The organism is Streptomyces sp. NPDC015532, assembly GCF_043078065.1.
Taxonomy (GTDB): Bacteria; Actinomycetota; Actinomycetes; order Streptomycetales; family Streptomycetaceae; genus Streptomyces.
The window spans coordinates 554,192-577,608 of record NZ_JBIBSY010000004.1; the positions used below are offsets into that span (position 1 = coordinate 554,192).

Sequence of the window (23,417 nt, forward strand, 5' to 3'; positions counted from 1 at the left end):
CGTCATGCCCGTACGAGGCAAGCACAGCCGCATGAAGACCAACGTCATCACCCGGGGCATGATCGCCGCCGGAACGGGCGGTCTCGCCCTCGCCCTCCCGCTCGTGAGCGCGACCGGCGCCAGCGCCGCCACCCCGGCCCAGGCCCCGCAGGCCGCACACACCGCGGTGGTCCCCAACGTGCAGCTCGTCACCTACAAGGTGGTCGCCGGCGACACGCTGTCCAAGGTGGCGCAGAAGTACCCCAAGAGCGGCGGCTGGAAGAAGCTGTACGCGGCGAACCGCGCGGTCATCGGTGACAACCCCGCCCTGCTCCGTCCGGGCCTGAAGCTGACCGTGGGCACGAAGACGCTGAAGTCGACGACCGTCAGCACCACGGCCAAGGCGACCACCGCCGTCGCCAAGTCCAAGGCGACCACCGTCACCCAGGCCGCCGCCAAGACGTACGCCAACAACCTCGACGGCTGGATCAAGGAATCCCTGGACGTCATGGCCAAGGCCGGCATCCCGGGCAGCTACGACGGCATCCACCGCAACGTGATCCGCGAGTCCTCCGGCAACCCCAACGCCATCAACAACTGGGACTCCAACGCCGCCGCGGGCATCCCCTCCAAGGGCCTGCTCCAGGTGATCGACCCCACGTTCCAGGCGTACCACGTGGCCGGCACGTCGTGGAACATCTACGACCCGGTCGCCAACATCACCGCGGCCTGCAACTACGCGGCCGACAAGTACGGCTCGATGGACAACGTCAACGGCGCCTACTGATCGCACCCCGCACCGCGCACCCCGCACCGCGCACCACGTCTTCATCCGCACCCGCCGACGGCGCCCTCCCGGCCCGTCGGCGGGTGCGTTGCGGTCGCGTCACCGGCTGCGCTCCGAACATGCCGGCGGAAGCGGGTCCGCGAGTGCGGCAGCGAGCCTCGCTGCCGCACTCCGCACCGCTGGGGCCTTTGGCCTCGCCGGGCAGACGGGATTTGTCAGAAGCCGAAGAGGCGCTCCAGCACGACCGCGATCCCGTCGTCCTCGTTCGACAGGGTGATCTCGTCGGCGACCGCCTTCAGTTCCGGATGGGCGTTGGCCATCGCCACACCGCGGGCCGCCCAGTCGAACATCGGGATGTCATTGGGCATGTCACCGAACGCGAGCGTGGCGTCCGGGGTGAGCCCGAGGTGCGCCGCGGCGAGAGCCAGTCCGGTCGCCTTGGTCACCCCGCATGGCTGGAGTTCGACGGTGCCGGGACCGGACATGGTGACCGTCGCCAGCGAACCGACCACTCCCCGTGCCGCCGACGCCAACTCGTCGTCGGACAAAGAGGGGTGACGGAGCAACACCTTGCTGATCGGCTCCGCCCAGAGGTCGTCCCGGCGCGGCACCCGCACCGCCGGCAGCGTCGGATGCGGCATGACATAGCCCGGCTCGATGAGCGTCAGCCCGTCCACGCCGTCCTGGTCGACCGCCGCGTACAGCAGCCCGACCTCCGCCTCGATCTTGCCGAGCGCCGTCTCCGCCAGTTCCCTGTCCAGGGTCACCGACCACAGCATGCGGTCCGTGCCGGCGTCGTACAGCTGCGCCCCCTGCCCGCACACCGCCAGTCCCTCGCCGCCGAGTTCATCGAGAAGCGGTCGCACACGCGGTGCGGGTCGGCCCGTGACCACGAGATGCCGGGCACCCGCCTGGGTCACCTTCGCCAACGCGGCGCGTGACCGGTCGGAGAGGGTGTCGTCGCCGCGCAGCAGCGTTCCGTCCAGGTCAGTGGCGATGAGTGAATATGCAGTCGGAGCGGCCATGATCCGAAGAATACGGATCGAACGACTCATCGGCCCGGCCTGAACCGGACGACGTCCGGTATCCCGTCAGCATCGCCGTTCACCGCACGGTGGTAAGCGCGTTGCGACCGCTTCGGATCACCCAGGCTCCACTTCCGTCCACACCGACTTTCCCGCACACGACCGACCACAACTCCCCAACACCCCCTGCATCAAGGCCAACTAGCCATCAGGCCACCTCGGTCGCCGCACACACCACGCCGGCCATCGGGGCCTGGCATCGGCAAGTCCGGCCGCGGGCATGCCCGTTGGGCGGGGCAGCGATGAACCCCACCCCCTATGAGCGGCGCGCCACAGAACCGAACGAGGCAACCCCGGAACGGCCTCGGGCAGGCGCGGGCAGGCCGGTGAAGCGCGGCCACCGAACCGAGGAACGGCACCCGTCGTCCGGCTTCGACGCACCCACGGACCACCGATCTCCGGCTCAGTGCGGGACCAATACGGACATTGCAAACCCTTTAGGCCCTGCCGCAGTGGGGACACTCCCCCGTAACGTGTGCCCCGACCACATGAAACGCGTGGAACGCATGGATCACATGGCGAGTACGAATCCGAAAGCGAGGCACCAACCGATGCCCCCCTTCGATGTCCCCGAGGGCGACCCCTTCGGCCCGCACAACCTGCCGTACGGCGTGTTCTCCCTGACCGACCCGGCCGGCGACCCCGAACGACGCGTCGGCGTACGGCTCGGCGACCACGTGCTCGACGCGGGCGCGGCCGCCCGATCGCTCGGCTCCCCTTACGCCGGGCTGCTCGCACAGCCGACCCTCGACCCGCTGCTCGCCGCGGGCCACACCGCCTGGTCCGATGTCCGGCGCGCGCTGACGGCCTGGGTGACCGTCCCGGCCCACCGGGAGACCCTCGCTCCCCATTTCCACCCGCTCACCGACGTGACACTGCACCTCCCCTTCACCGTCGCGGACTACGTCGACTTCTACGCCTCCGAGAACCACGCCCGGAACGTCGGCCAGATCTTCCGGCCCGATGCCGCCGACTCCCTCACGCCGAACTGGAAGCACCTGCCGATCGGCTATCACGGCCGCTCCGGCACGGTCGTGGTGTCCGGCACGGATGTCGTCCGTCCCTCGGGCCAGCGCAAGGCCCCCACGGACGCCGCCCCGGTCTTCGGCCCCTCGGTCCGCCTGGACATCGAGGCGGAGGTCGGCTTCGTCGTCGGCACCCCCTCGGAACAGGGCCGTCCGGTGCCCCTGAGCGACTACCGCGACCACGTCTTCGGCCTCTGCCTGCTCAACGACTGGTCGGCGCGCGACGTCCAGGCCTGGGAGTACGTCCCGCTCGGTCCCTTCCTCGGCAAGTCCTTCGCCACGTCCGTGTCGGCGTGGATCACCCCGCTGGACGCCCTCGACGACGCCCTGGTGGCCCCGCCCGTCCGCACGCACCCCCTTCTCCCCTATCTCGACGACGCCTCCGAGGAACCGGGCGGCTACGACCTCCGGATCTCCGTGGCCCTCAACGGCCACGTCGTCTCGGAACCCCCCTTCTCCACCATGTACTGGACGGCCGCCCAGCAACTGGCCCACATGACGGTCAACGGCGCCTCCCTGCGCACCGGTGACCTCTACGGTTCCGGAACCGTCAGCGGCCCCTCCGAGGGCGAGCGCGGCTCGCTGCTCGAACTCACCTGGAACGGGCGCGACGTCCTCGAACTCCCCGACGGCAAGCGCACGTTCCTCGAGGACGGCGACGAGGTCACCATGACGGCCTGGGCTCCCGGTCCGGGCGGGACCCGGGTGGGCCTCGGCGAGGTCCGGGGCCGCATCACGCCGGCCGTCTCCCGGTAGAGGCCTCCGGGGCCGGCGCCTCAGGAGGCTCCGGCAGAGGCCTTGGGCGAGGTACCCGGCGGGAACGAGTCCGGGTCCGTGTCACGGTGGCCAGGATCCTGGCCACCGTGCCCCACGGGGCTCGCCGAGGGTCCACCGTGCCCCCACGGGGCTCGCCGAGCCGCGGGACCGGCTGGACCGGTGGTGCGTCGCCCCCGTCCCCGGTCCGCCGCGTCGGGCCGGCTACATCCAGTCCTCGGGCTCCGGCTCCTGGTCCAGCTCGGGCCAGTCCGGGTCCGGTCCCGTGGCAGCCGCCGCAACCGGTGCGGCCTCGGGTCTGCCGCTGTCCCCCGCGGCCGCGGGCGGACCGTCGGCGAGCGAGGCGAGCACCCCGACGACGCCCTCCCCGTACGTCGTCAGCTTCTTCTCGCCCACCCCGCTGATACCGCCCAGCTCCTTCACGGAGGTGGGCCACACGGTGACGATGTCCCGCAGCGTGGCGTCATGGAAGATGACGTACGCCGGAACTCCCTGTTCGCGTGCCTGCTCCGCCCGCCAGGCACGCAGCGCCTCGAAGGCGGGAACGAGCTCGGCGGGCAGTTCGACCGCCGCCGCCTTGGCCTTGCGCTCACCCTTGGGCGCCGACGACCGGGACGTGACCGGCTTCGGCGCCTCCTTGCGCAGCGGCACGTCGCGCTCGCGCCGCAACACCGTCCCGCTCGCGTCGGTCAGCACCAGCGTGCCGTACTCACCCTCGACCGCGATCAGCCCCTGGGCCAGCAACTGCCTTACGACACCACGCCATTCGGCCTCCGCCAGGTCCTCGCCGATACCGAAGACGGACAGCTGGTCGTGGTCGAACTGGATCACCTTGGCGGTCTTGCGCCCCAGCAGGATGTCGACGATCTGGCCCGCGCCGAACTTCTGGCCCCGCTCACGCTGGAGGCGCACCACCGTGGACAGCAGCTTCTGCGCCGCGACCGTGCCGTCCCAGGTCTCCGGAGGCGTCAGACAGGTGTCGCAGTTGCCGCAGTCCGGGGTGTCGGGGTCCTGGCCGAAGTAGGCCAGGAGCTGGGAGCGCCGGCACCGGGCCGTCTCGCACAGGGCGAGCATCGAGTCCAGATGGGCGGTGGCCCGGCGCCTGAACGCCTCGTCGCCCTCCGAGCCCTGGATCATCTTGCGCTGCTGGACCACGTCCTGAAGGCCGTAGGCCATCCAGGCCGTGGAGGGCTGTCCGTCCCGGCCGGCGCGGCCCGTCTCCTGGTAGTAGCCCTCGACCGACTTCGGCAGGTCGAGGTGGGCGACGAAGCGGACGTCCGGCTTGTCGATGCCCATGCCGAAGGCGATCGTGGCGACCACCACGAGGCCCTCCTCCCGAAGGAAGCGGGACTGGTGCGCGGCACGCGTACCCGAGTCCAGGCCCGCGTGATACGGCACCGCCTCGATGCCGTTGCGGGCGAGGAACTCGGCGGTCTTCTCAACGGAGTTGCGCGAGAGGCAGTACACGATGCCCGCGTCGCCCACGTGCTCCTCTCGCAGGAAGGACAGCAGCTGCTTCTTCGGGTCGGCCTTGGGAATGATCCGGTACTGGATGTTGGGGCGGTCGAAGCTCGCCTCGAAATGACGGGCCGCGGGCATGCCCAGGCGCTGCGTGATCTCCTTGTGCGTCGCCCGTGTGGCGGTGGCCGTCAGCGCGATGCGCGGGACGTCCGGCCAGCGCTCACCGAGCAGCGAGAGCGCCAGATAGTCGGGACGGAAGTCGTGGCCCCACTGGGCGACGCAGTGCGCCTCGTCGATCGCGAAGACGGAGATCTTCCCGCGGGACAGCAGGTCCAGCGTGCTTTCGAGACGCAGCCGCTCGGGGGCCAGGTAGATGAGGTCGAGCTCGCCGGCCAGGAACTCCGCCTCGACCACGCGCCGCTCGTCGAAGTCCTGCGTGGAGTTCATGAACCCGGCGCGCACGCCCAGCGCCCGCAGCGCGTCCACCTGGTCCTGCATGAGCGCGATGAGCGGGGAGACCACCACACCCGTACCCGGTCTGACCAGGGAAGGGATCTGGTAGCAGAGGGACTTTCCGCCACCGGTCGGCATCAGGACGACGGCGTCACCGCCCGCCACCACATGGTCGATGATCGCTTCCTGCTCGCCGCGGAAGGCGTCGTACCCGAAGACTCGGTGGAGTGCGGCCAGTGCCTCGCTCTCGCCCAGCGTCTCCGTCGCGTCCGCTTCGGTCATCACACCCGTCCCGCCCATCTTTTCGTCCCCCGTACGTCGCGCCTCGACCACTGCGTCCACGATAGGGGTCCGCGCCGACAGTCCGAGAGTTGTCCACAGGCTGCGAGGGACCGGCTTCCCTACGTATCGGCGCTTGTCCGGTCTCACCCCGCCGCACGGCGCGCCCCGACGGGGTTCAACCCGTTGGCCCCGCTCGCATGGCGGTGCTTCGGGGCCGAGGGACATGCTGCTCGGGCGGGAGGAGGGGGCCCGCAGCCGACGGACCCGTGCAGTCCGTACGCCTCTCTCGTTCCCCTAGGAGTCCTCGCATGCCCCAGCGTCCCCTCCGGACCGTCATCACCCTCGTGACAGCCGCCGCCGCGTCGCTCGCCCTGTCCGCCGGCCCCGCCCCGGCCGCGGACCGCCCCGCCGACCCGAAGACCTTGCGGGATCTGGCCACGGCGTACCTGGCCAGCGTCAAATACCTCGACGAGAAGGTCGCCCTCGCCGACGGATACGTGCCCCGCCAGTGCTCCTCGGACCCCGCGGGGCACGGCAGCATGGGCTACCACTACTTCAACGAGTCCCGCTACGGCTCGCTCGATCCGGCGAAGCCCTCGGCGCTCCTGTTCGAGGACGGCAAGAACGGAAGGCGCAGGCTCGCCGGGGTCGAGTGGATCGTCCTGGACTCGGACCAGAACCTGAAGACCAGCAAGGACCGGCCGTCCATGTTCGGCGGCCAGAAGTTCGAGGGTCCGATGCCGGGTCACTACCCCGGCATGCCGATCCACTACGACCTGCACGTCTGGCTGTGGAAGCAGAACCCCAACGGGCTGTTCGACCGCTGGAACCCCAGGGTGAAGTGCCCGGCCGCCCCGGCCCACACCGGAAAGTCCCACACGGCCCACACCGGCCACTGAGAACGGCTCGGGCCCCGCTCCCCCGGAAGGGGAGCGGGGCCCGAGCCGCGCGAGGAACCGTTCAGCGCACGAAGACCCCGGCCTGACTGGCCAGGTTCAGGAAGTACTGCGGCGCCACACCGAGCACCAGCGTGACGGCCACACCCACCGCGATCGCCGTCGTCGTCAGCGGCGACGGCACGGCGACCGTCGGCCCCTCCGGCTTCGGCTCGCTGAAGAACATCAGCACGATCACGCGGATGTAGAAGAACGCCGCGATCGCCGACGAGATCACACCGACCACGACCAGCACTCCCGCGCCGCCCTCGGCAGCCGCCTTGAACACGGCGAACTTTCCGGCGAATCCCGAAGTGAGCGGGATACCCGCGAAGGCCAGCAGGAAGACCGCGAACACCGCGGCCACCAGCGGGGACCTGCGTCCGAGACCGGCCCACTTGGACAAGTGCGTCGCCTCGCCGCCCGCGTCCCGTACGAGCGTGACGACGGCGAAGGCGCCGATCGTGACGAACGAGTACGAGCCCAGGTAGAAGAGGACCGACGAGACACCGTCCGGCGAGGTCGCGATGACACCCGCGAGGATGAATCCGGCGTGCGCGATCGACGAGTACGCCAGGAGCCGCTTGATGTCGGTCTGGGTGATCGCGACGATCGCGCCGCCCAGCATGGTGACGATCGCCACGGCCCACATGACCGGCCGCCAGTCCCAGCGCATTCCCGGCAGGACGACGTACAGCAGGCGCAGCAGCGCGCCGAACGCCGCCACCTTCGTCGCCGCCGCCATGAAGCCGGTGACCGGGGTGGGCGCGCCCTGGTAGACGTCGGGCGTCCACATGTGGAAGGGCACCGCGCCGACCTTGAAGAGCAGGCCCATGACGACCAGGGCCATACCCATGAGCAGCAGCACGTCGTTGCCCATGGTGCCGGCGAGGGCGGGGTCGACGTTCGTGACCGTGCCGTCGACGACATGCGCGATCGTCGCGTACGACACCGAGCCCGCGTAGCCGTACAGCAGGGCGATGCCGAAGAGCGTGAACGCGGAGGCGAAGGCGCCGAGCAGGAAGTACTTGACCGCCGCCTCCTGCGACATGAGCCGCTTGCGGCGGGCCACGGCGCACAGGAGGTACAGCGGCAGGGAGAAGACCTCCAGCGCGACGAACAACGTCAGCAGGTCGTTGGCCGCGGGGAAGACGAGCATGCCGCCGATCGCGAAGAGCAGCAGCGGGAACACCTCGGTGGTGGTGAACCCGGCCTTCACGGCGGCCTTCTCGCTGTCGCTGCCGGGTACCGACGCGGCCTGCGCGGCGAACGCGTCGACCCGGTTCCCGTGCGCCTCGGGGTCGAGGCGCCGCTCGGCGAAGGTGAAGACGCCGAGGATTCCGGCGAGCAGGATCGTGCCCTGGAGGAAGAGGGCCGGTCCGTCGACCGCGACCGCGCCCATCGCCGCGATGTGCGCCTTCGTGGTGCCGTATCCGCCCGCCGCGAGCGCGACGACCGCGGAGAAGGCCGCAGCCAGCGCGACGACGGCGACGAACACCTGTGCGTAGTAACGCGACTTGCGCGGCACGAAGGCCTCGACCAGAACCCCGACGACCGCCGCACCGAGAACGATCAAGGTGGGCGACAATTGGGCATATTCGATCTTCGGTGCGTCGATCTTGGAGATCGGATCGGCCGCGGTCGCGGCCGTTGTCCACAGGCTGTGGACGGCTGATGCGCTCACTTGGCCGCCTCCACCTCGGGCTGGGGGTCCGTCTTGTGTACATCTGACATGGTCTGCTTGACCGCCGGGTTGACGATGTCGGTGACCGGCTTCGGGTAGACGCCCAGGAAGATCAGCAGAGCGATCAGCGGGGCGACGACCAGGAGCTCGCGCACCCTGAGGTCCGGCATCTCGGCGACCTCGGCCTTGACCGGGCCCGTCATCGTCCGCTGGTAGAGGACGAGGGTGTAGAGCGCGGCGAGGACGATGCCGAAGGTGGCGATGATGCCGACCACCGGGTAACGGGTGAACGTGCCCACCAGGACCAGGAATTCACTCACGAAGGGCGCGAGGCCCGGGAGCGACAGCGTCGCGAGGCCGCCGATCAGGAAGGTGCCCGCGAGCACCGGGGCGACCTTCTGCACCCCTCCGTAGTCGGCGATGAGACGCGAGCCGCGCCGCGAGATCAGGAAGCCGGCCACCAGCATCAGGGCGGCGGTCGAGATCCCGTGGTTGACCATGTAGAGCGTCGCGCCGGACTGACCCTGGGTCGTCATCGCGAAGATGCCCAGGATGATGAACCCGAAGTGCGAGATCGACGCGTAGGCGACCAGCCGCTTGATGTCCCGCTGTCCGACCGCGAGCAACGCCCCGTAGATGATGCTGATCAGCGCCAGTACGAGGATCGCGGGCGTCGCCCACTTGCTCGCCTCCGGGAAGAGCTGGAGGCAGAAGCGGAGCATCGCGAAGGTGCCGACCTTGTCGACGACCGCCGTGATCAGCACGGCGACCGGCGCGGTGGCCTCGCCCATCGCGTTGGGCAGCCAGGTGTGCAGCGGCCACAGAGGCGCCTTCACCGCGAACGCGAAGAAGAAGCCGAGGAAGAGCCACCGCTCCGTGCTGGTCGCCATGTGCAGCGAGCCGTTGGCCCGTGCCTGGACGATCTCCTGGAGCGAGAAGCTCCCGGCGACCACGTAGAGGCCGATCACGGCGGCCAGCATGATCAGGCCGCCGACCAGGTTGTAGAGGAGGAACTTCACCGCGGCGTACGAGCGTTGTGTCGCCGCCGCCTCGTCGCCGTGCTCGTGGGCACGGTCCCCGAAGCCTCCGATGAGGAAGTACATCGGGATCAGCATGGCTTCGAAGAAGATGTAGAAGAGGAAGACGTCGGTGGCCTCGAAGGAGATGATCACCATCGCCTCGACGGCCAGGATCAGGGCGAAGAAGCCCTGGGTGGGACGCCAGCGCTTGCTTCCGGTCTCCATCGGGTCGGCGTCGTGCCAGCCCGCCAGGATCACGAACGGCATCAGCAGGGCGGTGAGCGCGACGAGCGCCACCCCGATGCCGTCCACGCCCAGTTGGTAGCGCACCCCGAAGTCCGGGATCCAGGCGTGGGATTCGGTGAGCTGGTAACGGTCGCCGCCGGGGTCGAAACGCACCAGAGTGACCGCGGCGAACGCCAGCGTGCCGAGGGAGACCAGCAGCGCCAGCCACTTGGCCGCGACGCGCTGCGCGGCCGGCACGGCGGCCGTGGCGATCGCCCCGAGGGCCGGGAGCGCCGCCGTCGCTGTCAGCAGAGGAAAGGACATCGGTATCAGACCGCCCTCATCAGCAGGGTCGCGGCGACGAGGATCGCCGCGCCGCCGAACATCGAGACCGCGTAACTGCGCGCATAGCCGTTCTGCAGCTTGCGCAGCCGCCCGGAGAGGCCGCCCACGGAGGCCGCCGTCCCGTTGACGACTCCGTCGACCAGGGTGTGATCGACGTAGACCAGGGAGCGGGTGAGGTGCTCACCGCCGCGTACCAGTACGACATGGTTGAAGTCGTCCTGGTACAGGTCGCGCCGGGCGGCGCGGGTGAGCAGGGAGCCGCGCGGGGCGACGACCGGGACGGAGCTGCGTCCGTACTGGAGGTAGGCGATGCCGGCGCCGACGACCAGCAGCACCATGGTGGCCAGGGTGACCGTCAGGGCGCTCACGGGGGAGTCGCCCTCCGAGTGCCCGGTGACCGGCTCCAGCCAGTGCACGAAGCGGTCGCCGATGCTGAAGAAGCCACCCGCGAACACCGACCCGAAGGCCAGCACGATCATCGGGATCGTCATGGACCTGGGCGACTCGTGCGGGTGCGGTTCGTGACCCTCGGCGTCGGGCTGCCAGCGCTTCTCCCCGAAGAAGGTCATGATCATCACGCGGGTCATGTAGTACGCGGTGATCGCCGCGCCCAGCAGGGCCACGCTGCCGAGGATCCAGCCCTCGGTGCCGCCCTTGGCGAAGGCCGCCTCGATGATCTTGTCCTTGGAGAAGAAGCCGGACAGGCCCGGGAAACCGATGATCGCGAGATAGCCGAGGCCGAACGTCACGAACGTGATCGGCATGTACTTCCTGAGGCCGCCGAACTTCCTCATGTCGACCTCGTCGTTCATGCCGTGCATGACCGAACCGGCGCCGAGGAAGAGCCCGGCCTTGAAGAAGCCGTGCGTCACCAGGTGCATGATCGCGAAGACGTAGCCGATGGGGCCGAGGCCCGCCGCGAGCACCATGTAGCCGATCTGCGACATGGTCGAGCCGGCGAGCGCCTTCTTGATGTCGTCCTTCGCGCAACCGACGATCGCACCGAACAGGAGCGTGACCCCGCCCACGACGGTGACGACGAGCTGTGCGTCCGGTGCCGCGTTGAAGACGGCGGCCGAGCGCACGATCAGATACACGCCCGCGGTCACCATCGTGGCGGCGTGGATGAGGGCCGAGACCGGGGTCGGGCCCTCCATCGCGTCCCCGAGCCAGGACTGGAGCGGCACCTGGGCCGACTTGCCGCAGGCCGCGAGCAGCAGCATCAGCCCGATGGCCGTGAGCTTGCCCTCGGTGGCGTCCCCGGCGATCCCGGGGTGTCCCTCGGTGCCGAGCACCGGACCGAAGGCGAAGGTCCCGAAGGTCGTGAACATCAGCATGATGGCGATGGACAGACCCATGTCGCCGACACGGTTGACCAGGAAGGCCTTCTTGGCGGCCGTGGCCGCGCTGGGCTTGTGCTGCCAGAAACCGATCAGCAGGTACGAGGCGAGACCGACACCTTCCCAGCCGACGTACAGCAGCAGGTAGTTGTCGGCGAGGACGAGCAGCAGCATCGCCGCCAGGAACAGGTTCAGATAGCCGAAGAAGCGGCGGCGGCGCTCGTCGTGCTCCATGTACCCGATCGAGTACAGATGGATCAGCGAGCCGACGCCGGTGATCAGCAGGACGAACGTCATCGACAACTGGTCGAGCTGGAAGCCGACGTCCGCCCGGAAGTTCCCGACGGCGATCCAGCTGAACAGATGCTGCGTGAAGGTCCGGTCCTCAGGACCCTTCCCCAGCATGTCGGCGAAGAGGACGACGGCGATCACGAACGAGGCGGCCGCGAGCACGGTACCGACCCACTGACCGACGGCGTCCAGCCGCCGTCCGCCGCACAGCAGTACGGCCGCTCCGAGCAGAGGCGCCGCGATCAGCAGCGCAATCAGGTTCTCCACGATTCAGCGACCCCTTACAACTTCATCAGGCTGGCGTCGTCGACCGAGGCCGAGTGGCGGGAACGGAACAGCGACACGATGATCGCGAGCCCGACCACGACCTCCGCGGCGGCGACGACCATCGTGAAGAAGGCGATGACCTGGCCGTCGAGATTGCCGTGCATCCGGGAGAAGACGACGAAGGCGAGGTTGCAGGCGTTGAGCATGAGCTCGATGCACATGAACACCACGATCGCGTTCCGTCTGATCAGGACACCGGTGGCGCCGATCGTGAACAACAGAGCTGCGAGATAGAGGTAGTTGACCGGATTCACTTGGACGCCTCCTCCGGCTTCGTGCGCTCCAGGCGCTCCTCGGCACGCTGCTCCAGCGCCTTCAGATCCTTCAGCGCGTCGGCCGACACGTCACGGATCTGCCCGCGGTCGCGCAGCGTCTTGCTGACGGTCAGCTCGGACGGGGTGCCGTCGGGGAGCAGGCCCGCGATGTCCACCGCGTTGTGCCGGGCGTAGACACCCGGCGCCGGCAGGGGCGGGATGTGCTTGCCCTCGCGCACCCGCTGCTCGGACAGCTCACGCTGGGTCCTGGCGCGCTCGGTGCGCTCGCGGTGGGTGAGCACCATGGCGCCGATGGTGGCCGTGATGAGCAGCGCGCCGGTGATCTCGAAGGCGAACACGTACTTCGTGAAGATGAGGGCGGCGAGGCCCTCCACGTTGCCGTTCGCGTTGGCCTTCGACAGGCCGTCGAAGTCCTGGACGGACGCGTTGCCGATACCGGCGAACAGCAGGATGCCGAAGCCGAGCCCGCAGAGCAGGGCCAGCCAGCGCTGGCCCTTGATGGTCTCCTTCAGCGAGTCCGCCGCGGTGACACCGACGAGCATGACGACGAAGAGGAACAGCATCATGATCGCGCCGGTGTAGACGACGACCTGGACGATGCCCAGGAAGTAGGCGCCGTTGGCGAGGTAGAACACCGCCAGGATGATCATGGTTCCGGCGAGACAGAGCGCGCTGTGCACGGCCTTGCGCATGAAGACGGTGCACAGGGCGCCGATCACCGCGACGGTCCCGAGAACCCAGAACTGGAAGGCCTCTCCGGTGGAGGTGGAGTACGCGGCCAGACCGGTCATGCCTCCGCCCCCTCTCCGGAGGCCCCGCCCGACGGACTCGCCGAGGGATGCAACTCGCCGTTGGAGACGGCCACCTGACGCTCGGTGCCGGGTGCCGCCTCGGTGACCAGACCTCGGTAGTAGTCCTGCTCGTCCGTGCCCGGGAAGATCGAGTGCGGTGTTTCGACCATGCCTTCCTGGAGTCCGGCGAGCAGCTGCTCCTTGGTGTAGATGAGGTTCGCGCGGCTGCTGTCGGCGAGCTCGAACTCGTTCGTCATCGTCAGCGCGCGCGTGGGGCACGCCTCGATGCACAGGCCGCAAAGGATGCAGCGGGCGTAGTTGATCTGATAGACGCGGCCGTAGCGCTCGCCCGGGGAGTAGCGCTCCTCCTCGGTGTTGTCCGCGCCCTCCACATAGATGGCGTCCGCGGGACAGGCCCAGGCGCAGAGCTCACAGCCCACGCACTTCTCCAGGCCGTCCGGGTGGCGGTTGAGCTGGTGCCGGCCGTGGAACCGCGGTGCGGTGGTCTTCTGCTCTTCCGGGTACTGCTCGGTCAGCCGCTTCTTGAACATGGCCTTGAAGGTCACGCCGAAACCGGCGACGGGGTTCTGGAAACCGGGTTTGGTCTCCTTCGGCTCCTCAGCCATCGGACCCCTCCTTTCCGTCACGAGATCCGGTGACCGGTCCATCACTCGCAGTATCGGACCCGCCACTGACAATCAGCTCCCGCTCGCGGCGCGGACGGCGCCGCGGTACCGGCGGCAGCTCCTGGCCGGGCAGCGGGGGCACGGGGAATCCGCCGGCCATCGGGTCGAAAGCGGCGGGTTCGGCGGGCGTCTCCTGGCCCTGCTTGTCGCGGAAGATGTCCGCGACGAACGACAACAGCAGGAGGACGAGGACGCCTCCGCCGACGTACAGGGCGATGTCCGCGAAGTCGTAGTTCTCGTTGCGCAGCGTCCGTACCGTCGCGACGAGCATCAGCCAGACCACGGAGACCGGGATGAGCACCTTCCAGCCGAGCTTCATCAGCTGGTCGTAGCGGACGCGCGGCAGCGTGCCCCGCAGCCAGATGAAGAAGAACAGCAGGAGCTGCACCTTCACCACGAACCAGAGCATCGGCCACCAGCCGTGGTTGGCGCCCTCCCAGAAGCTGCTGATCGGCCAGGGCGCACGCCAGCCGCCCAGGAAGAGGGTCGTCGACACGGCCGAGACCGTCACCATGTTCACGTACTCGGCGAGCATGAACAGCGCGAACTTGATCGACGAGTACTCGGTGTTGAAGCCGCCGACGAGGTCGCCCTCGGACTCCGGCATGTCGAAGGGGGCCCGGTTGGTCTCGCCGATCATCGTCACGATGTAGATGAGGAACGAGACCGGCAGCAGGACGATGTACCAGCGGTCGTGCTGCTGCTCGACGATCGTCGACGTCGACATCGACCCGGAGTAGAGGAACACCGAGGCGAACGCGGCACCCATGGCGATCTCGTAGGAGATCATCTGGGCGCAGGAGCGCAGACCGCCCAGCAGCGGATAGGTGGATCCGGAGCTCCAGCCGGCGAGCACGATCCCGTAGATGCCCACCGAGGCCACCGCGAGGATGTAGAGCATCGCGATCGGCAGGTCGGTGAGCTGCATCGTGGTGCGCTGACCGAAGATCGAGATCTCGTTGTCCGCGGGTCCGAAGGGGATCACCGCGATCGCCATGAAGGCCGGGATGGCCGCGACGATCGGCGCGAGGACGTAGACCACCTTGTCCGCGCGCTTGACGATCAGATCCTCTTTGAGCATCAGCTTCACACCGTCGGCGAGCGACTGGAGCATGCCCCAGGGCCCGTGCCGGTTGGGGCCGATGCGCAGCTGCATCCAGGCGACGACCTTGCGCTCCCACACGATGGAGAAGAGCACGGTCACCATCAGGAAGGCGAAGCAGAACACCGCCTTGACGACGACCAGCCACCAGGGGTCGTGGCCGAACATCGAGAGGTCTTCAGCGGCGAGGTACGGCGTCATGCCTCCACCTCCTTGGGGGCCTCGGCGGCGATCGTCGCCGGGCCGATGCGGACGAGTGCGCCGGGCAGCGCCCCGGTGTCGGAGGCGACGCCCCCGCCGGTCGAGTTCAGCGGGAGCCAGACCACCCGGTCGGGCATCTCGGTGACCTGCAGCGGCAGTTCGACCGCTCCGCCAGGACCGGTCACGGCGATGACATCGCCGTTCTTGACGCCCGCCTCGGCGGCGGTGGCGGCCGACACGCGCGCGTGTGCGGCGTGCCGGGTTCCGGCGAGCGCTTCGTCGCCCTCCTGGAGACGCCCCTGGTCGAGCAGCAGCCGGTGCCCGGCCAGTACGGCCTCCCCGGCGGCCGGACGGGGCATCTGCACCCCGGTCTCCCGGGGTTCGTCGGCCCGCGCCCCGTCCCAGGCTCCGAGCCGGTCGAGTTCCCCGCGCGTGGTGCGCAGGTCCGGCAGCCCGAGGTGGACGTCCATGGCGTCGGCGAGCATCTGCAGCACGCGCGCGTCGGTGGGCGACAGGTTCCGGGTCATCTGCTCGGGCTTGAGGGCCGCCTCGAAGGACCGCAGCCGGCCTTCCCAGTTGAGGAAGCTGCCGGACTTCTCGGCGACCGCGGCGACCGGCAGGACCACGTCCGCGTGGTCGGTGACCTCGCTGGGCCGCAGTTCGAGCGACACCAGGAAGCCCACTTCGGACAGGGCCGCACGCGCGCGTGTCGGGTCGGGAAGGTCGGCGACCTCCACGCCCGCCACCACCAGGGCCCGCAGCTCGCCGCCGGCGGCTGCCTCCACGATCTGGCCGGTGTCGCGGCCGTAGCGGTGCGGGAGTTCGGAGACGCCCCATGCGGCCGCGACCTCGTCCCGCGCGCGCGGATCGGTGGCCGGACGTCCGCCCGGCAGCAGCGACGGAAGCGCGCCGGCCTCGATCGCACCACGTTCCCCGGCCCGGCGCGGAATCCACACCAGCCGGGCGCCGGTGGCGGTGGCGGTCCGCACGGCGGCGGTCAGCCCTCCCGCCACGGTGGCCAGACGCTCACCGACGACGATCACGGCGCCCTCGGCGCGCAGCGCCTCGGCCGCCCTGGCGCCGTCGCCCTCCAGGCCGACGCCGCTCGCGAGCGCGTCCAGCCACTCGGTCTCGGTGCCGGGCGCGGCCGGCAGCAGCGTGCCGCCCGCCTTCCCCAGACCCCGGGTGGCGTGCGTGGCCAGGGAGAACGTCTTCTGTCCGTGCCCGCGCCATGCCTTGCGCAGCCGCAGGAAGACGCCGGGCGCCTCCTCCTCCGACTCGAAGCCCGCGAGCAGGACGGCGGGCGCCTTCTCCAGGGCGGTGTACGTGACGCCCGTTCCGTCGAGGTCCCGGCCGCGTCCGGCGACCCGAGCGGCCAGGAAGTCGGCCTCCTCGGAGCTGTGCACGCGCGCGCGGAAGTCGATGTCGTTCGTGTCGAGGGCCACGCGCGCGAACTTGCTGTACGCGTAGGCGTCCTCGACGGTGAGCCGGCCTCCGGTGAGGACACCGGCCCGACCGCGGGCCGCCGTCAGCCCCTGCGCGGCGGCCTCCAGGGCCTCCGGCCAGGAAGCGGGTTCGAGGACGCCCTCGGCGTTGCGCACCAGGGGGGTGTCGAGGCGGTCGCGCTGCTGCGCGTACCGGAACCCGAACCGGCCCTTGTCGCAGACCCACTCCTCGTTGACCTCGGGGTCCGGCGCCGCGAGACGCCGCATCACCTTGCCGCGCCGGTGGTCGGTACGCGTCGCGCAGCCGCCGGAGCAGTGCTCGCACACGGAGTGCGAGGAGATGAGGTCGAAGGGGCGCGAGCGGAAGCGGTAGGCCGCCGACGTGAGCGCGCCCACCGGACAGATCTGGATCGTGTTGCCGGAGAAGTACGACTCGAACGGGTCGCCGTCACCGGTGCCGACCTGCTGGAGCGCGCCCCGCTCGACCAGCTCGATCATGGGGTCGCCCGCGATCTGGTTCGAGAAGCGGGTGCAGCGCGCGCACAGCACGCACCGCTCGCGGTCGAGCAGCACCTGGGTGGAGATCGGGACCGGCTTCTCGTAGGTCCGCTTCCTGCCCTCGAACCGGGACTCGGCGTTGCCGTGCGACATCGCCTGGTTCTGCAGGGGGCACTCGCCTCCCTTGTCGCAGACCGGGCAGTCCAGCGGATGGTTGATGAGCAGCAGCTCCATCACGCCGTGCTGCGCCTTCTCGGCCACCTGTGAGGTGAGCTGAGTCTTGACGACCATCCCGTCCGTACAGGTGATCGTGCAGGACGCCATGGGCTTGCGCTGGCCCTCGACCTCGACGATGCACTGGCGGCAGGCGCCGGCCGGGTCGAGGAGCGGGTGGTCGCAGAAGCGGGGGATCTCGATGCCGAGTTGTTCGGCGGCCCGGATGACCAGGGTGCCCTTGGGCACGCTCATCTCGACGCCGTCGATCGTCAGCGAGACGAGATCCTCCGGCGGGACCGCCGCTTCCCCGCCTCCGGAGGGAGCGCTGGTGGTCACTGTCATGCGTTCACCTCCGTGTGCTTGTCCGCCCAGGCAGTGGAACGGGCGGGGTCGAAGGGGCAGCCGCGGCCCGTGATGTGCTGCTCGTACTCCCCGCGGAAGTACTTGAGCGAGGAGAAGATCGGCGAGGCGGCACCGTCGCCGAGGGCGCAGAAGGACTTGCCGTTGATGTTGTCGGCGATGTCGTTGAGCTTGTCGAGGTCGGACATGACGCCCTTGCCGGCCTCGATGTCGCGCAGCAACTGGACGAGCCAGTACGTGCCTTCACGGCACGGCGTGCACTTGCCGCAGGACTCGTGGGCGTAGAACTCGGTCCAGCGGGTCACGGCGCGGACGACGCAGGTCGTCTCGTCGAAGCACTGGAGTGCTTTCGTGCCGAGCATGGAACCCGCGGCACCCACTCCTTCGTAATCAAGAGGGACGTCGAGATGCTCGTCGGTGAACATCGGGGTCGAGGAGCCGCCCGGCGTCCAGAACTTCAGCCGGTGACCGGCGCGCATCCCGCCGCTCATGTCGAGGAGTTGGCGCAGCGTGATGCCGAGCGGTGCCTCGTACTGGCCGGGGCTGGTGACATGGCCGCTGAGCGAGTAGAGCGTGAAGCCCGGAGACTTCTCGCTGCCCATCGACTTGAACCATTCCTTGCCCTTTTGGAGAATTGCGGGAACTGACGCGATGGACTCGACGTTATTTACAACAGTCGGGCACGCATAGAGTCCCGCGACAGCAGGGAAAGGGGGGCGGAGCCGCGGTTGTCCACGGCGGCCTTCGAGCGAGTCGAGCAGCGCGGTCTCCTCACCGCAGATGTACGCGCCCGCGCCCGCGTGCACGGTGAGCTGGAGGTCGAGTCCGCTGCCCAGGATGTTCTCGCCGAGGTAGCCCGCCGCGTAGGCCTCCCGTACGGCCTCGTGCAACCGCCGCAGCACAGGAACCACTTCACCGCGGAGATAGATGAAGGCATGCGAAGACCGAATGGCATAGCACGCGATCACAATGCCCTCGATGAGGCTGTGCGGGTTCGCGAAGAGGAGCGGGATGTCCTTGCAGGTTCCCGGCTCCGATTCGTCGGCGTTGACAACTAGATAGTGAGGTTTGCCGTCTCCCTGGGGAATGAACTGCCATTTCATTCCGGTCGGGAAACCGGCACCGCCACGGCCCCGCAGTCCGGAGTCCTTGACGTACGCGATCAGGTCGTCCGGTGACATGGCGAGTGCCTTGCGCAGGCCCTCGTACCCCTCGTGCCTCCGGTAGACGTCCAGCGACCAGGACCTGTCCTCGTCCCAGAAGGCCGACAGCACGGGTGCGAGCAGCTTTTCGGGACTCGTCTCGTTGATCTCGGCTGCCAAGGTCATCACTCCCCCTCCTCTGCCACGGGACCCGCCGGGTGGGACGGGTCGGAGGCCGACGTGTCCTGCGGCGCGTCGTGCGAGCTGGGGTGCTCGGCGGGCCGCTGGTTCTGAGGTGCTCCTCCGCCCCGCGGATGCACCACCCGCGCGGGAGCGCTCTCCCCCTTGGCCAGGCGCAGCCCCACCAGGGACGCGTGGCCCGCGCTGCCGCCGGCCTCCACCGCGCCCTCGCGCTCGTCGGGGAAGCCCGCCAGGATCCGGGCGGTGTCCTTGAAGGTGCACAGGCGGGCGCCACGGGTCGGGTCGACGTCCGCGCCGGCGCGGAGGTCGTCGACGAGCCGCTTGGCCGAGTCCACGGTCTGGTTGTCGAAGAACTCCCAGTTGACCATCACGACCGGCGCGAAGTCGCAGGCCGCGTTGCACTCGATGTGCTCCAGGGTGACCTTGCCGTCGCCGGTGGTCTCCCCGTTGCCGACGCCCAGGTGGTCCTGGAGGGCCGCGAAGATGGCGTCGCCGCCCATGACGGCACACAGGGTGTTGGTGCAGACACCCACCTGGTAGTCACCGCTCGGCTTGCGCCGGTACATCGAGTAGAAGGTCGCGACGGCGGCGACCTCGGCCGTCGTCAGGCCCAGTACCTCCGCGCAGAACCGCTGTCCCGTGCGCGTGACGTGGCCCTCCTGCGACTGCACGAGATGCAGCAACGGAAGGAGCGCCGAGCGGGAGTCCGGGTAGCGGGCGATGATCTCGCGCGCGTCCGCCTCCAGCCGGGCCCGGACGTCGGCCGGGTAGTCGGGCGCTGGCAGTTGGGGCATGCCCAGGCTGACGCCCTCGGGGGTGGTGGTCACCGGTCGACGCCTCCCATCACGGGGTCGATGGACGCGACGGCGACGATGACGTCGGCGATCTGGCCGCCTTCGCACATCGCCGCCATGGCCTGCAGGTTGGTGAAGGACGGGTCGCGGAAGTGGACCCGGTAGGGGCGGGTGCCTCCGTCGGAGACGACGTGCACCCCGAGCTCGCCCTTGGGCGACTCGACCGCCGTGTACGCCTGGCCCGGCGGCACGCGGAAGCCCTCGGTCACCAGCTTGAAGTGGTGGATCAGGGCCTCCATGGAGGTGCCCATGATCTTCTTGATGTGGTCGAGCGAGTTGCCGAGACCGTCGGGGCCGAGCGCGAGCTGGGCGGGCCAGGCGATCTTCTTGTCGGCGACCATGACCGGGCCGGGCTGGAGCCGGTCCAGGCACTGCTCGATGATCCGCAGCGACTGGCGCATCTCCTCCAGGCGGATGAGGAAGCGCCCGTAGGAGTCGCAGGTGTCGGCGGTCGGGACCTCGAAGTCATAGTTCTCGTAGCCGCAGTAGGGCTGGGACTTGCGCAGGTCGTGCGGCAGGCCCGCCGAGCGCAGGACCGGGCCGGTGGCGCCGAGGGCCATGCAGCCGGCCAGGTCGAGATAGCCGACGTCCTGCATGCGGGCCTTGAAGATGGGGTTCCCGGTGGCGAGCTTGTCGTACTCGGGAAGGTTCTTCGTCATCTTCTTCACGAACTCGCGGATCTGGTCCACCGCACCCGGGGGCAGGTCCTGGGCGAGTCCGCCGGGGCGGATGAACGCGTGGTTCATCCGCAGGCCCGTGATCAGCTCGAAGATGTCGAGGATGAGCTCACGGTCCCGGAAGCCGTAGATCATGATCGTGGTGGCGCCCAGCTCCATGCCTCCGGTGGCGATGCACACCAGATGGGAGGAGAGTCGGTTCAGCTCCATGAGGAGCACGCGGATGACCGAGGCGCGGTCGGGGATCTGGTCGGTGATCCCGAGGAGCTTCTCGACGCCGAGACAGTAGGCCGTCTCGTTGAAGAACGGCGTCAGATAGTCCATGCGCGTCACGAACGTGGTGCCCTGGGTCCACGTACGGAACTCGAGGTTCTTCTCGATGCCGGTGTGGAGATAGCCGATGCCGCAGCGGGCCTCGGTCACCGTCTCGCCGTCGATCTCCAGGATGAGCCGGAGCACTCCGTGGGTGGACGGGTGCTGCGGGCCCATGTTGACGATGATGCGCTCGTCGTCGGACTTGGCCGCCGACTGGGCGATCTCGTCCCAGTCGCCGCCGGTGACCGTATATACGGTGCCCTCGGTCGTCTCGCGGGGAGAGGCGGGCGATGCCCCGGAAGGGGTCTGCGTGCTCATGAGTACGACCTCCGCTGGTCCGGAGCCGGGATCTGGGCGCCCTTGTACTCGACGGGAATGCCGCCGAGGGGATAGTCCTTGCGCTGCGGGAAGCCCTGCCAGTCGTCCGGCATCATGATCCGCGTCAGCGCGGGGTGGCCGTCGAAGATCAGGCCGAAGAAGTCGTACGTCTCGCGCTCGTGCCAGTCGTTCGTCGGATAGACGCTGACGAGCGAGGGAACGTGCGGGTCCGCGTCCGGGGCGCTGACCTCCAGCCGGATCAGCCGGTTGTGGGTGATCGAGCGCAGGTGGTAGACGGCGTGCAGCTCGCGGCCCTTGTCGTGCAGGTGGTGGACGCCGGAGACGCCCGTGCACAGTTCGAAGCGCAGGGCCGGGTCGTCGCGCAGGGTCTGGGCGACGGGGAGCAGGTACTCGCGTTCGACGTGGAAGGTGATCTCGTCGCGGTCGACGACCGTCTTGTCGATGACGTTCTCGGGGACGAGTCCCTGTTCCTCCAGGGCGCCCTCCAGCTCGTCGGCCACCTCGTCGAACCAGCCGCCGTAGGGGCGGGTGGCCGCGCCGGGCAGCCGGATCGAGCGGACCAGGCCGCCGTAGCCGGAGGTGTCGCCGCCGTTGTTCGCGCCGAACATGCCGCGCTGGACGCGGATCTCCTCGCCCTGGTCGCCTCGCTGGCCGGGAAGGTTGGAGGCGCTCAGGTCCTTCTCAGGGTTGACCCCGTTGCCGTTCGCGTCGCTCACCGCAGCAGGCCCTTCATCTCGATGATGGGAAGCGCCTTGAGCGCCGCTTCCTCCGCCTCGCGGGCCGCGTCCTCGGCGTTCACGCCGAGCTTGGAGGACTGGATCTTCTGGTGGAGCTTGAGAATCGCGTCCATCAGCATCTCGGGCCGCGGCGGACATCCGGGCAAATAGATGTCGACCGGGACGATATGGTCAACTCCCTGCACAATGGCGTAGTTGTTGAACATTCCGCCCGATGACGCACAAACCCCCATGGAGATGACCCACTTGGGGTTGGGCATCTGGTCGTAGACCTGCCGCAGCACCGGCGCCATCTTCTGGCTCACCCGGCCGGCCACGATCATCAGGTCGGCCTGGCGGGGCGACCCGCGGAAGACCTCCATACCGAAGCGCGCCAGGTCGTAGCGCCCGGCGCCGGTCGTCATCATCTCGATGGCGCAGCAGGCGAGTCCGAATGTCGCGGGGAAGACGGACGCCTTGCGCACCCAGCCCGCGGCCTGCTCGACGGTCGTCAGCAGGAATCCGCTCGGCAGCTTTTCTTCGAGTCCCATGCTTAAAGGCCCCTCAGTCCCATTCCAGACCGCCGCGGCGCCACACGTACGCGTAGGCGACGAAGACGGTGAGCACGAAGAGCAACATCTCCACGAGCCCGAAAACACCCAGGGCGTCGAAGGTGACGGCCCAGGGGTAGAGGAAGACGATCTCGATGTCGAAGACGATGAAGAGCATCGCCGTCAGGTAGTACTTGATGGGAAAACGCCCACCGCCGACCGGCGTGGGGGTCGGCTCGATGCCGCACTCGTACGCGTCGAGCTTGGCGCGGTTGTACCGCTTCGGACCGATCAGCGTGGCCATGACCACGGAGAAGATCGCAAAGCCTGCCCCGAGGGCTCCCAGTACGAGGATCGGCGCATACGCGTTCACGCTCCTCGCTCCTCTCAGTCGGCACTGACTGGTGGCGGTTTCGGCGAGCCTGCACCCCTGCCTCGCCAGCACCGCGAACCTCACCTGTCCCGGCGAAGATCGCGGACATGTGAAGCAGGTCACAAGCCCAACTGCCTCGCATCTTATGCCCGGCGGTCTGTGATCTGCGACACGGGGTATTGCCTTAGCTTTGTGATCTCCACCACCTGACGAACGATCATGAAGTCGGATGAGCAGTGATCTTCACACGCGAAGCGTCAGGTCGATCACGAGACGTGACATTTTCGCTCATCGCCGCAGGCCGAGGGGGTCGCCAGGGGGTCGTCTCCATATCAAGAGACTTCCGCCGCATGCAAATTCGCGCTGGACGCACCCCCTTGATAGAGGACCGCGTTCACACTTCGGAGGGATCAACGGGACCGATGTGGACACGTGCGCGCGTTCACGAGCGGGGGCCGCGGGGTGACGGGGAGGGGTCACGCGCGGGACGCGACGGCCCGGGTGACCGTTCCGTGACCTGCGCCACATCTACCTATGGGTCAGATAAGCCGGGCTTGGCCATCGACTTCAACCGGTGGTAGGTCGGGGGCAATTCGGACGTAATGCTGAAAGGCCATGATCACGGGCCTGATGGGCAGTGTCCGCAATGCCCGTTACGGCGTC

Annotated in this window: 19 protein-coding genes; 3 read left to right on the top strand and 16 right to left on the bottom strand. The window is 68.8% G+C overall.

Annotated features, from left to right (window positions below; all coding sequences use genetic code 11):
• The first annotated feature begins 4 nt into the window (after positions 1 to 4).
• Positions 5 to 766 (top strand): transglycosylase SLT domain-containing protein, encoded by a 762-nt coding sequence (locus ACF07B_RS16935; RefSeq protein ID WP_384234941.1) that lies wholly within the window; start codon positions 5 to 7, stop codon positions 764 to 766.
• A gap of 215 nt (positions 767 to 981) precedes the next feature.
• Here ACF07B_RS16935 and ACF07B_RS16940 read toward each other — a convergent pair whose 3' ends face one another.
• The gene (locus tag ACF07B_RS16940; RefSeq protein ID WP_369480579.1) at positions 982 to 1,791 is read right to left on the bottom strand and encodes an HAD family hydrolase; all 810 of its coding nucleotides are present in this window, start codon (positions 1,789 to 1,791) and stop codon (positions 982 to 984) included.
• Positions 1,792 to 2,402: 611 nt separating this feature from the next.
• On the opposite strand from ACF07B_RS16940, the gene fahA reads away from it, so the two are divergent.
• Entirely contained in the window at positions 2,403 to 3,632 is a 1,230-nt protein-coding gene (gene fahA / locus ACF07B_RS16945; protein ID WP_384234939.1) for a fumarylacetoacetase, read from the top strand.
• A gap of 222 nt (positions 3,633 to 3,854) precedes the next feature.
• Here fahA and recQ read toward each other — a convergent pair whose 3' ends face one another.
• Entirely contained in the window at positions 3,855 to 5,864 is a 2,010-nt protein-coding gene (recQ, locus tag ACF07B_RS16950; protein ID WP_392179543.1) for a DNA helicase RecQ, read from the bottom strand.
• A 290-nt stretch (positions 5,865 to 6,154) separates the two neighbouring features.
• Here recQ and ACF07B_RS16955 point away from each other — a divergent pair, with 290 nt between their 5' ends.
• A complete protein-coding gene (locus tag ACF07B_RS16955) occupies positions 6,155 to 6,745 on the top strand; it encodes a hypothetical protein (RefSeq protein ID WP_392179471.1) in 591 nt (196 codons plus the stop codon).
• Positions 6,746 to 6,806: 61 nt separating this feature from the next.
• Here the strand turns inward: ACF07B_RS16955 and nuoN are convergent, their stop codons facing one another.
• From nuoN to ACF07B_RS17025, 14 genes are read right to left on the bottom strand one after another with little or no spacing between them, the layout of a single operon-like run.
• Positions 6,807 to 8,465, bottom strand: coding sequence for an NADH-quinone oxidoreductase subunit NuoN (gene nuoN / locus ACF07B_RS16960; protein WP_384234936.1), 1,659 nt, complete (start codon positions 8,463 to 8,465; stop codon positions 6,807 to 6,809).
• Positions 8,462 to 10,033, bottom strand: a complete 1,572-nt coding sequence (locus ACF07B_RS16965) for an NADH-quinone oxidoreductase subunit M (RefSeq protein ID WP_369480583.1) — start codon at positions 10,031 to 10,033, stop codon at positions 8,462 to 8,464. Before ACF07B_RS16965 ends, nuoN begins: the two co-directional genes overlap by 4 nt.
• Before the next feature lie 5 nt (positions 10,034 to 10,038).
• Positions 10,039 to 11,952 carry an NADH-quinone oxidoreductase subunit L gene (gene nuoL / locus ACF07B_RS16970; protein WP_384234932.1) on the bottom strand — a complete coding sequence of 638 codons (1,914 nt, stop codon included), beginning with the start codon at positions 11,950 to 11,952 and terminating at the stop codon, positions 10,039 to 10,041.
• 14 nt (positions 11,953 to 11,966) lie between these two features.
• Complete coding sequence (gene nuoK, locus ACF07B_RS16975) at positions 11,967 to 12,266, bottom strand: NADH-quinone oxidoreductase subunit NuoK (protein ID WP_369480585.1); 300 nt, start codon at positions 12,264 to 12,266, stop codon at positions 11,967 to 11,969.
• On the bottom strand, positions 12,263 to 13,078 hold the full coding sequence (locus tag ACF07B_RS16980) for an NADH-quinone oxidoreductase subunit J (protein WP_328449419.1): 816 nt from the start codon (positions 13,076 to 13,078) through the stop codon (positions 12,263 to 12,265). The genes nuoK and ACF07B_RS16980 overlap by 4 nt, the downstream gene beginning before the upstream one ends.
• Complete coding sequence (gene nuoI / locus ACF07B_RS16985; RefSeq protein ID WP_369480586.1) at positions 13,075 to 13,704, bottom strand: NADH-quinone oxidoreductase subunit NuoI; 630 nt, start codon at positions 13,702 to 13,704, stop codon at positions 13,075 to 13,077. The genes ACF07B_RS16980 and nuoI overlap by 4 nt, the downstream gene beginning before the upstream one ends.
• Entirely contained in the window at positions 13,697 to 15,067 is a 1,371-nt protein-coding gene (gene nuoH, locus ACF07B_RS16990) for an NADH-quinone oxidoreductase subunit NuoH (RefSeq protein ID WP_369480587.1), read from the bottom strand. The genes nuoI and nuoH overlap by 8 nt, the downstream gene beginning before the upstream one ends.
• The gene (locus tag ACF07B_RS16995) at positions 15,064 to 17,568 is read right to left on the bottom strand and encodes an NADH-quinone oxidoreductase subunit G (protein ID WP_392179472.1); all 2,505 of its coding nucleotides are present in this window, start codon (positions 17,566 to 17,568) and stop codon (positions 15,064 to 15,066) included. The genes nuoH and ACF07B_RS16995 overlap by 4 nt, the downstream gene beginning before the upstream one ends.
• Positions 17,565 to 18,914 carry an NADH-quinone oxidoreductase subunit NuoF gene (gene nuoF, locus ACF07B_RS17000; RefSeq protein ID WP_362405453.1) on the bottom strand — a complete coding sequence of 450 codons (1,350 nt, stop codon included), beginning with the start codon at positions 18,912 to 18,914 and terminating at the stop codon, positions 17,565 to 17,567. The genes ACF07B_RS16995 and nuoF overlap by 4 nt, the downstream gene beginning before the upstream one ends.
• Complete coding sequence (nuoE, locus tag ACF07B_RS17005; RefSeq protein ID WP_369480589.1) at positions 18,914 to 19,756, bottom strand: NADH-quinone oxidoreductase subunit NuoE; 843 nt, start codon at positions 19,754 to 19,756, stop codon at positions 18,914 to 18,916. The genes nuoF and nuoE overlap by 1 nt, the downstream gene beginning before the upstream one ends.
• Positions 19,753 to 21,093, bottom strand: a complete 1,341-nt coding sequence (locus tag ACF07B_RS17010) for an NADH-quinone oxidoreductase subunit D (RefSeq protein ID WP_384234927.1) — start codon at positions 21,091 to 21,093, stop codon at positions 19,753 to 19,755. The genes nuoE and ACF07B_RS17010 overlap by 4 nt, the downstream gene beginning before the upstream one ends.
• Complete coding sequence (locus ACF07B_RS17015) at positions 21,090 to 21,830, bottom strand: NADH-quinone oxidoreductase subunit C (RefSeq protein WP_328670820.1); 741 nt, start codon at positions 21,828 to 21,830, stop codon at positions 21,090 to 21,092. The genes ACF07B_RS17010 and ACF07B_RS17015 overlap by 4 nt, the downstream gene beginning before the upstream one ends.
• The gene (locus tag ACF07B_RS17020) at positions 21,827 to 22,381 is read right to left on the bottom strand and encodes an NADH-quinone oxidoreductase subunit B family protein (RefSeq protein ID WP_369480592.1); all 555 of its coding nucleotides are present in this window, start codon (positions 22,379 to 22,381) and stop codon (positions 21,827 to 21,829) included. Before ACF07B_RS17020 ends, ACF07B_RS17015 begins: the two co-directional genes overlap by 4 nt.
• A 13-nt stretch (positions 22,382 to 22,394) precedes the next feature.
• The gene (locus ACF07B_RS17025) at positions 22,395 to 22,754 is read right to left on the bottom strand and encodes an NADH-quinone oxidoreductase subunit A (RefSeq protein ID WP_037627175.1); all 360 of its coding nucleotides are present in this window, start codon (positions 22,752 to 22,754) and stop codon (positions 22,395 to 22,397) included.
• Positions 22,755 to 23,417 lie beyond the last annotated feature (663 nt).

Excerpts from the sequence above, each read along its gene's own strand:
- nuoI (WP_369480586.1), bottom strand. The coding sequence starts at position 13,704 with ATGGCTGAGGAGCCGAAGGAGACCAAACCCGGTTTCCAGAACCCCGTC.
- ACF07B_RS16980 (WP_328449419.1), bottom strand. The coding sequence starts at position 13,078 with ATGACCGGTCTGGCCGCGTACTCCACCTCCACCGGAGAGGCCTTCCAG.
- ACF07B_RS17020 (WP_369480592.1), bottom strand. The coding sequence starts at position 22,381 with ATGGGACTCGAAGAAAAGCTGCCGAGCGGATTCCTGCTGACGACCGTC.
- fahA (WP_384234939.1), top strand. The coding sequence starts at position 2,403 with ATGCCCCCCTTCGATGTCCCCGAGGGCGACCCCTTCGGCCCGCACAAC.
- ACF07B_RS16940 (WP_369480579.1), bottom strand. The coding sequence starts at position 1,791 with ATGGCCGCTCCGACTGCATATTCACTCATCGCCACTGACCTGGACGGA.
- ACF07B_RS16955 (WP_392179471.1), top strand. The coding sequence starts at position 6,155 with ATGCCCCAGCGTCCCCTCCGGACCGTCATCACCCTCGTGACAGCCGCC.
- nuoH (WP_369480587.1), bottom strand. The coding sequence starts at position 15,067 with ATGACGCCGTACCTCGCCGCTGAAGACCTCTCGATGTTCGGCCACGAC.
- ACF07B_RS16965 (WP_369480583.1), bottom strand. The coding sequence starts at position 10,033 with ATGTCCTTTCCTCTGCTGACAGCGACGGCGGCGCTCCCGGCCCTCGGG.
- ACF07B_RS16935 (WP_384234941.1), top strand. The coding sequence starts at position 5 with ATGCCCGTACGAGGCAAGCACAGCCGCATGAAGACCAACGTCATCACC.
- ACF07B_RS17010 (WP_384234927.1), bottom strand. The coding sequence starts at position 21,093 with ATGAGCACGCAGACCCCTTCCGGGGCATCGCCCGCCTCTCCCCGCGAG.
- nuoF (WP_362405453.1), bottom strand. The coding sequence starts at position 18,914 with ATGACCTTGGCAGCCGAGATCAACGAGACGAGTCCCGAAAAGCTGCTC.
- recQ (WP_392179543.1), bottom strand. The coding sequence starts at position 5,864 with ATGGGCGGGACGGGTGTGATGACCGAAGCGGACGCGACGGAGACGCTG.
- ACF07B_RS16995 (WP_392179472.1), bottom strand. The coding sequence starts at position 17,568 with ATGACAGTGACCACCAGCGCTCCCTCCGGAGGCGGGGAAGCGGCGGTC.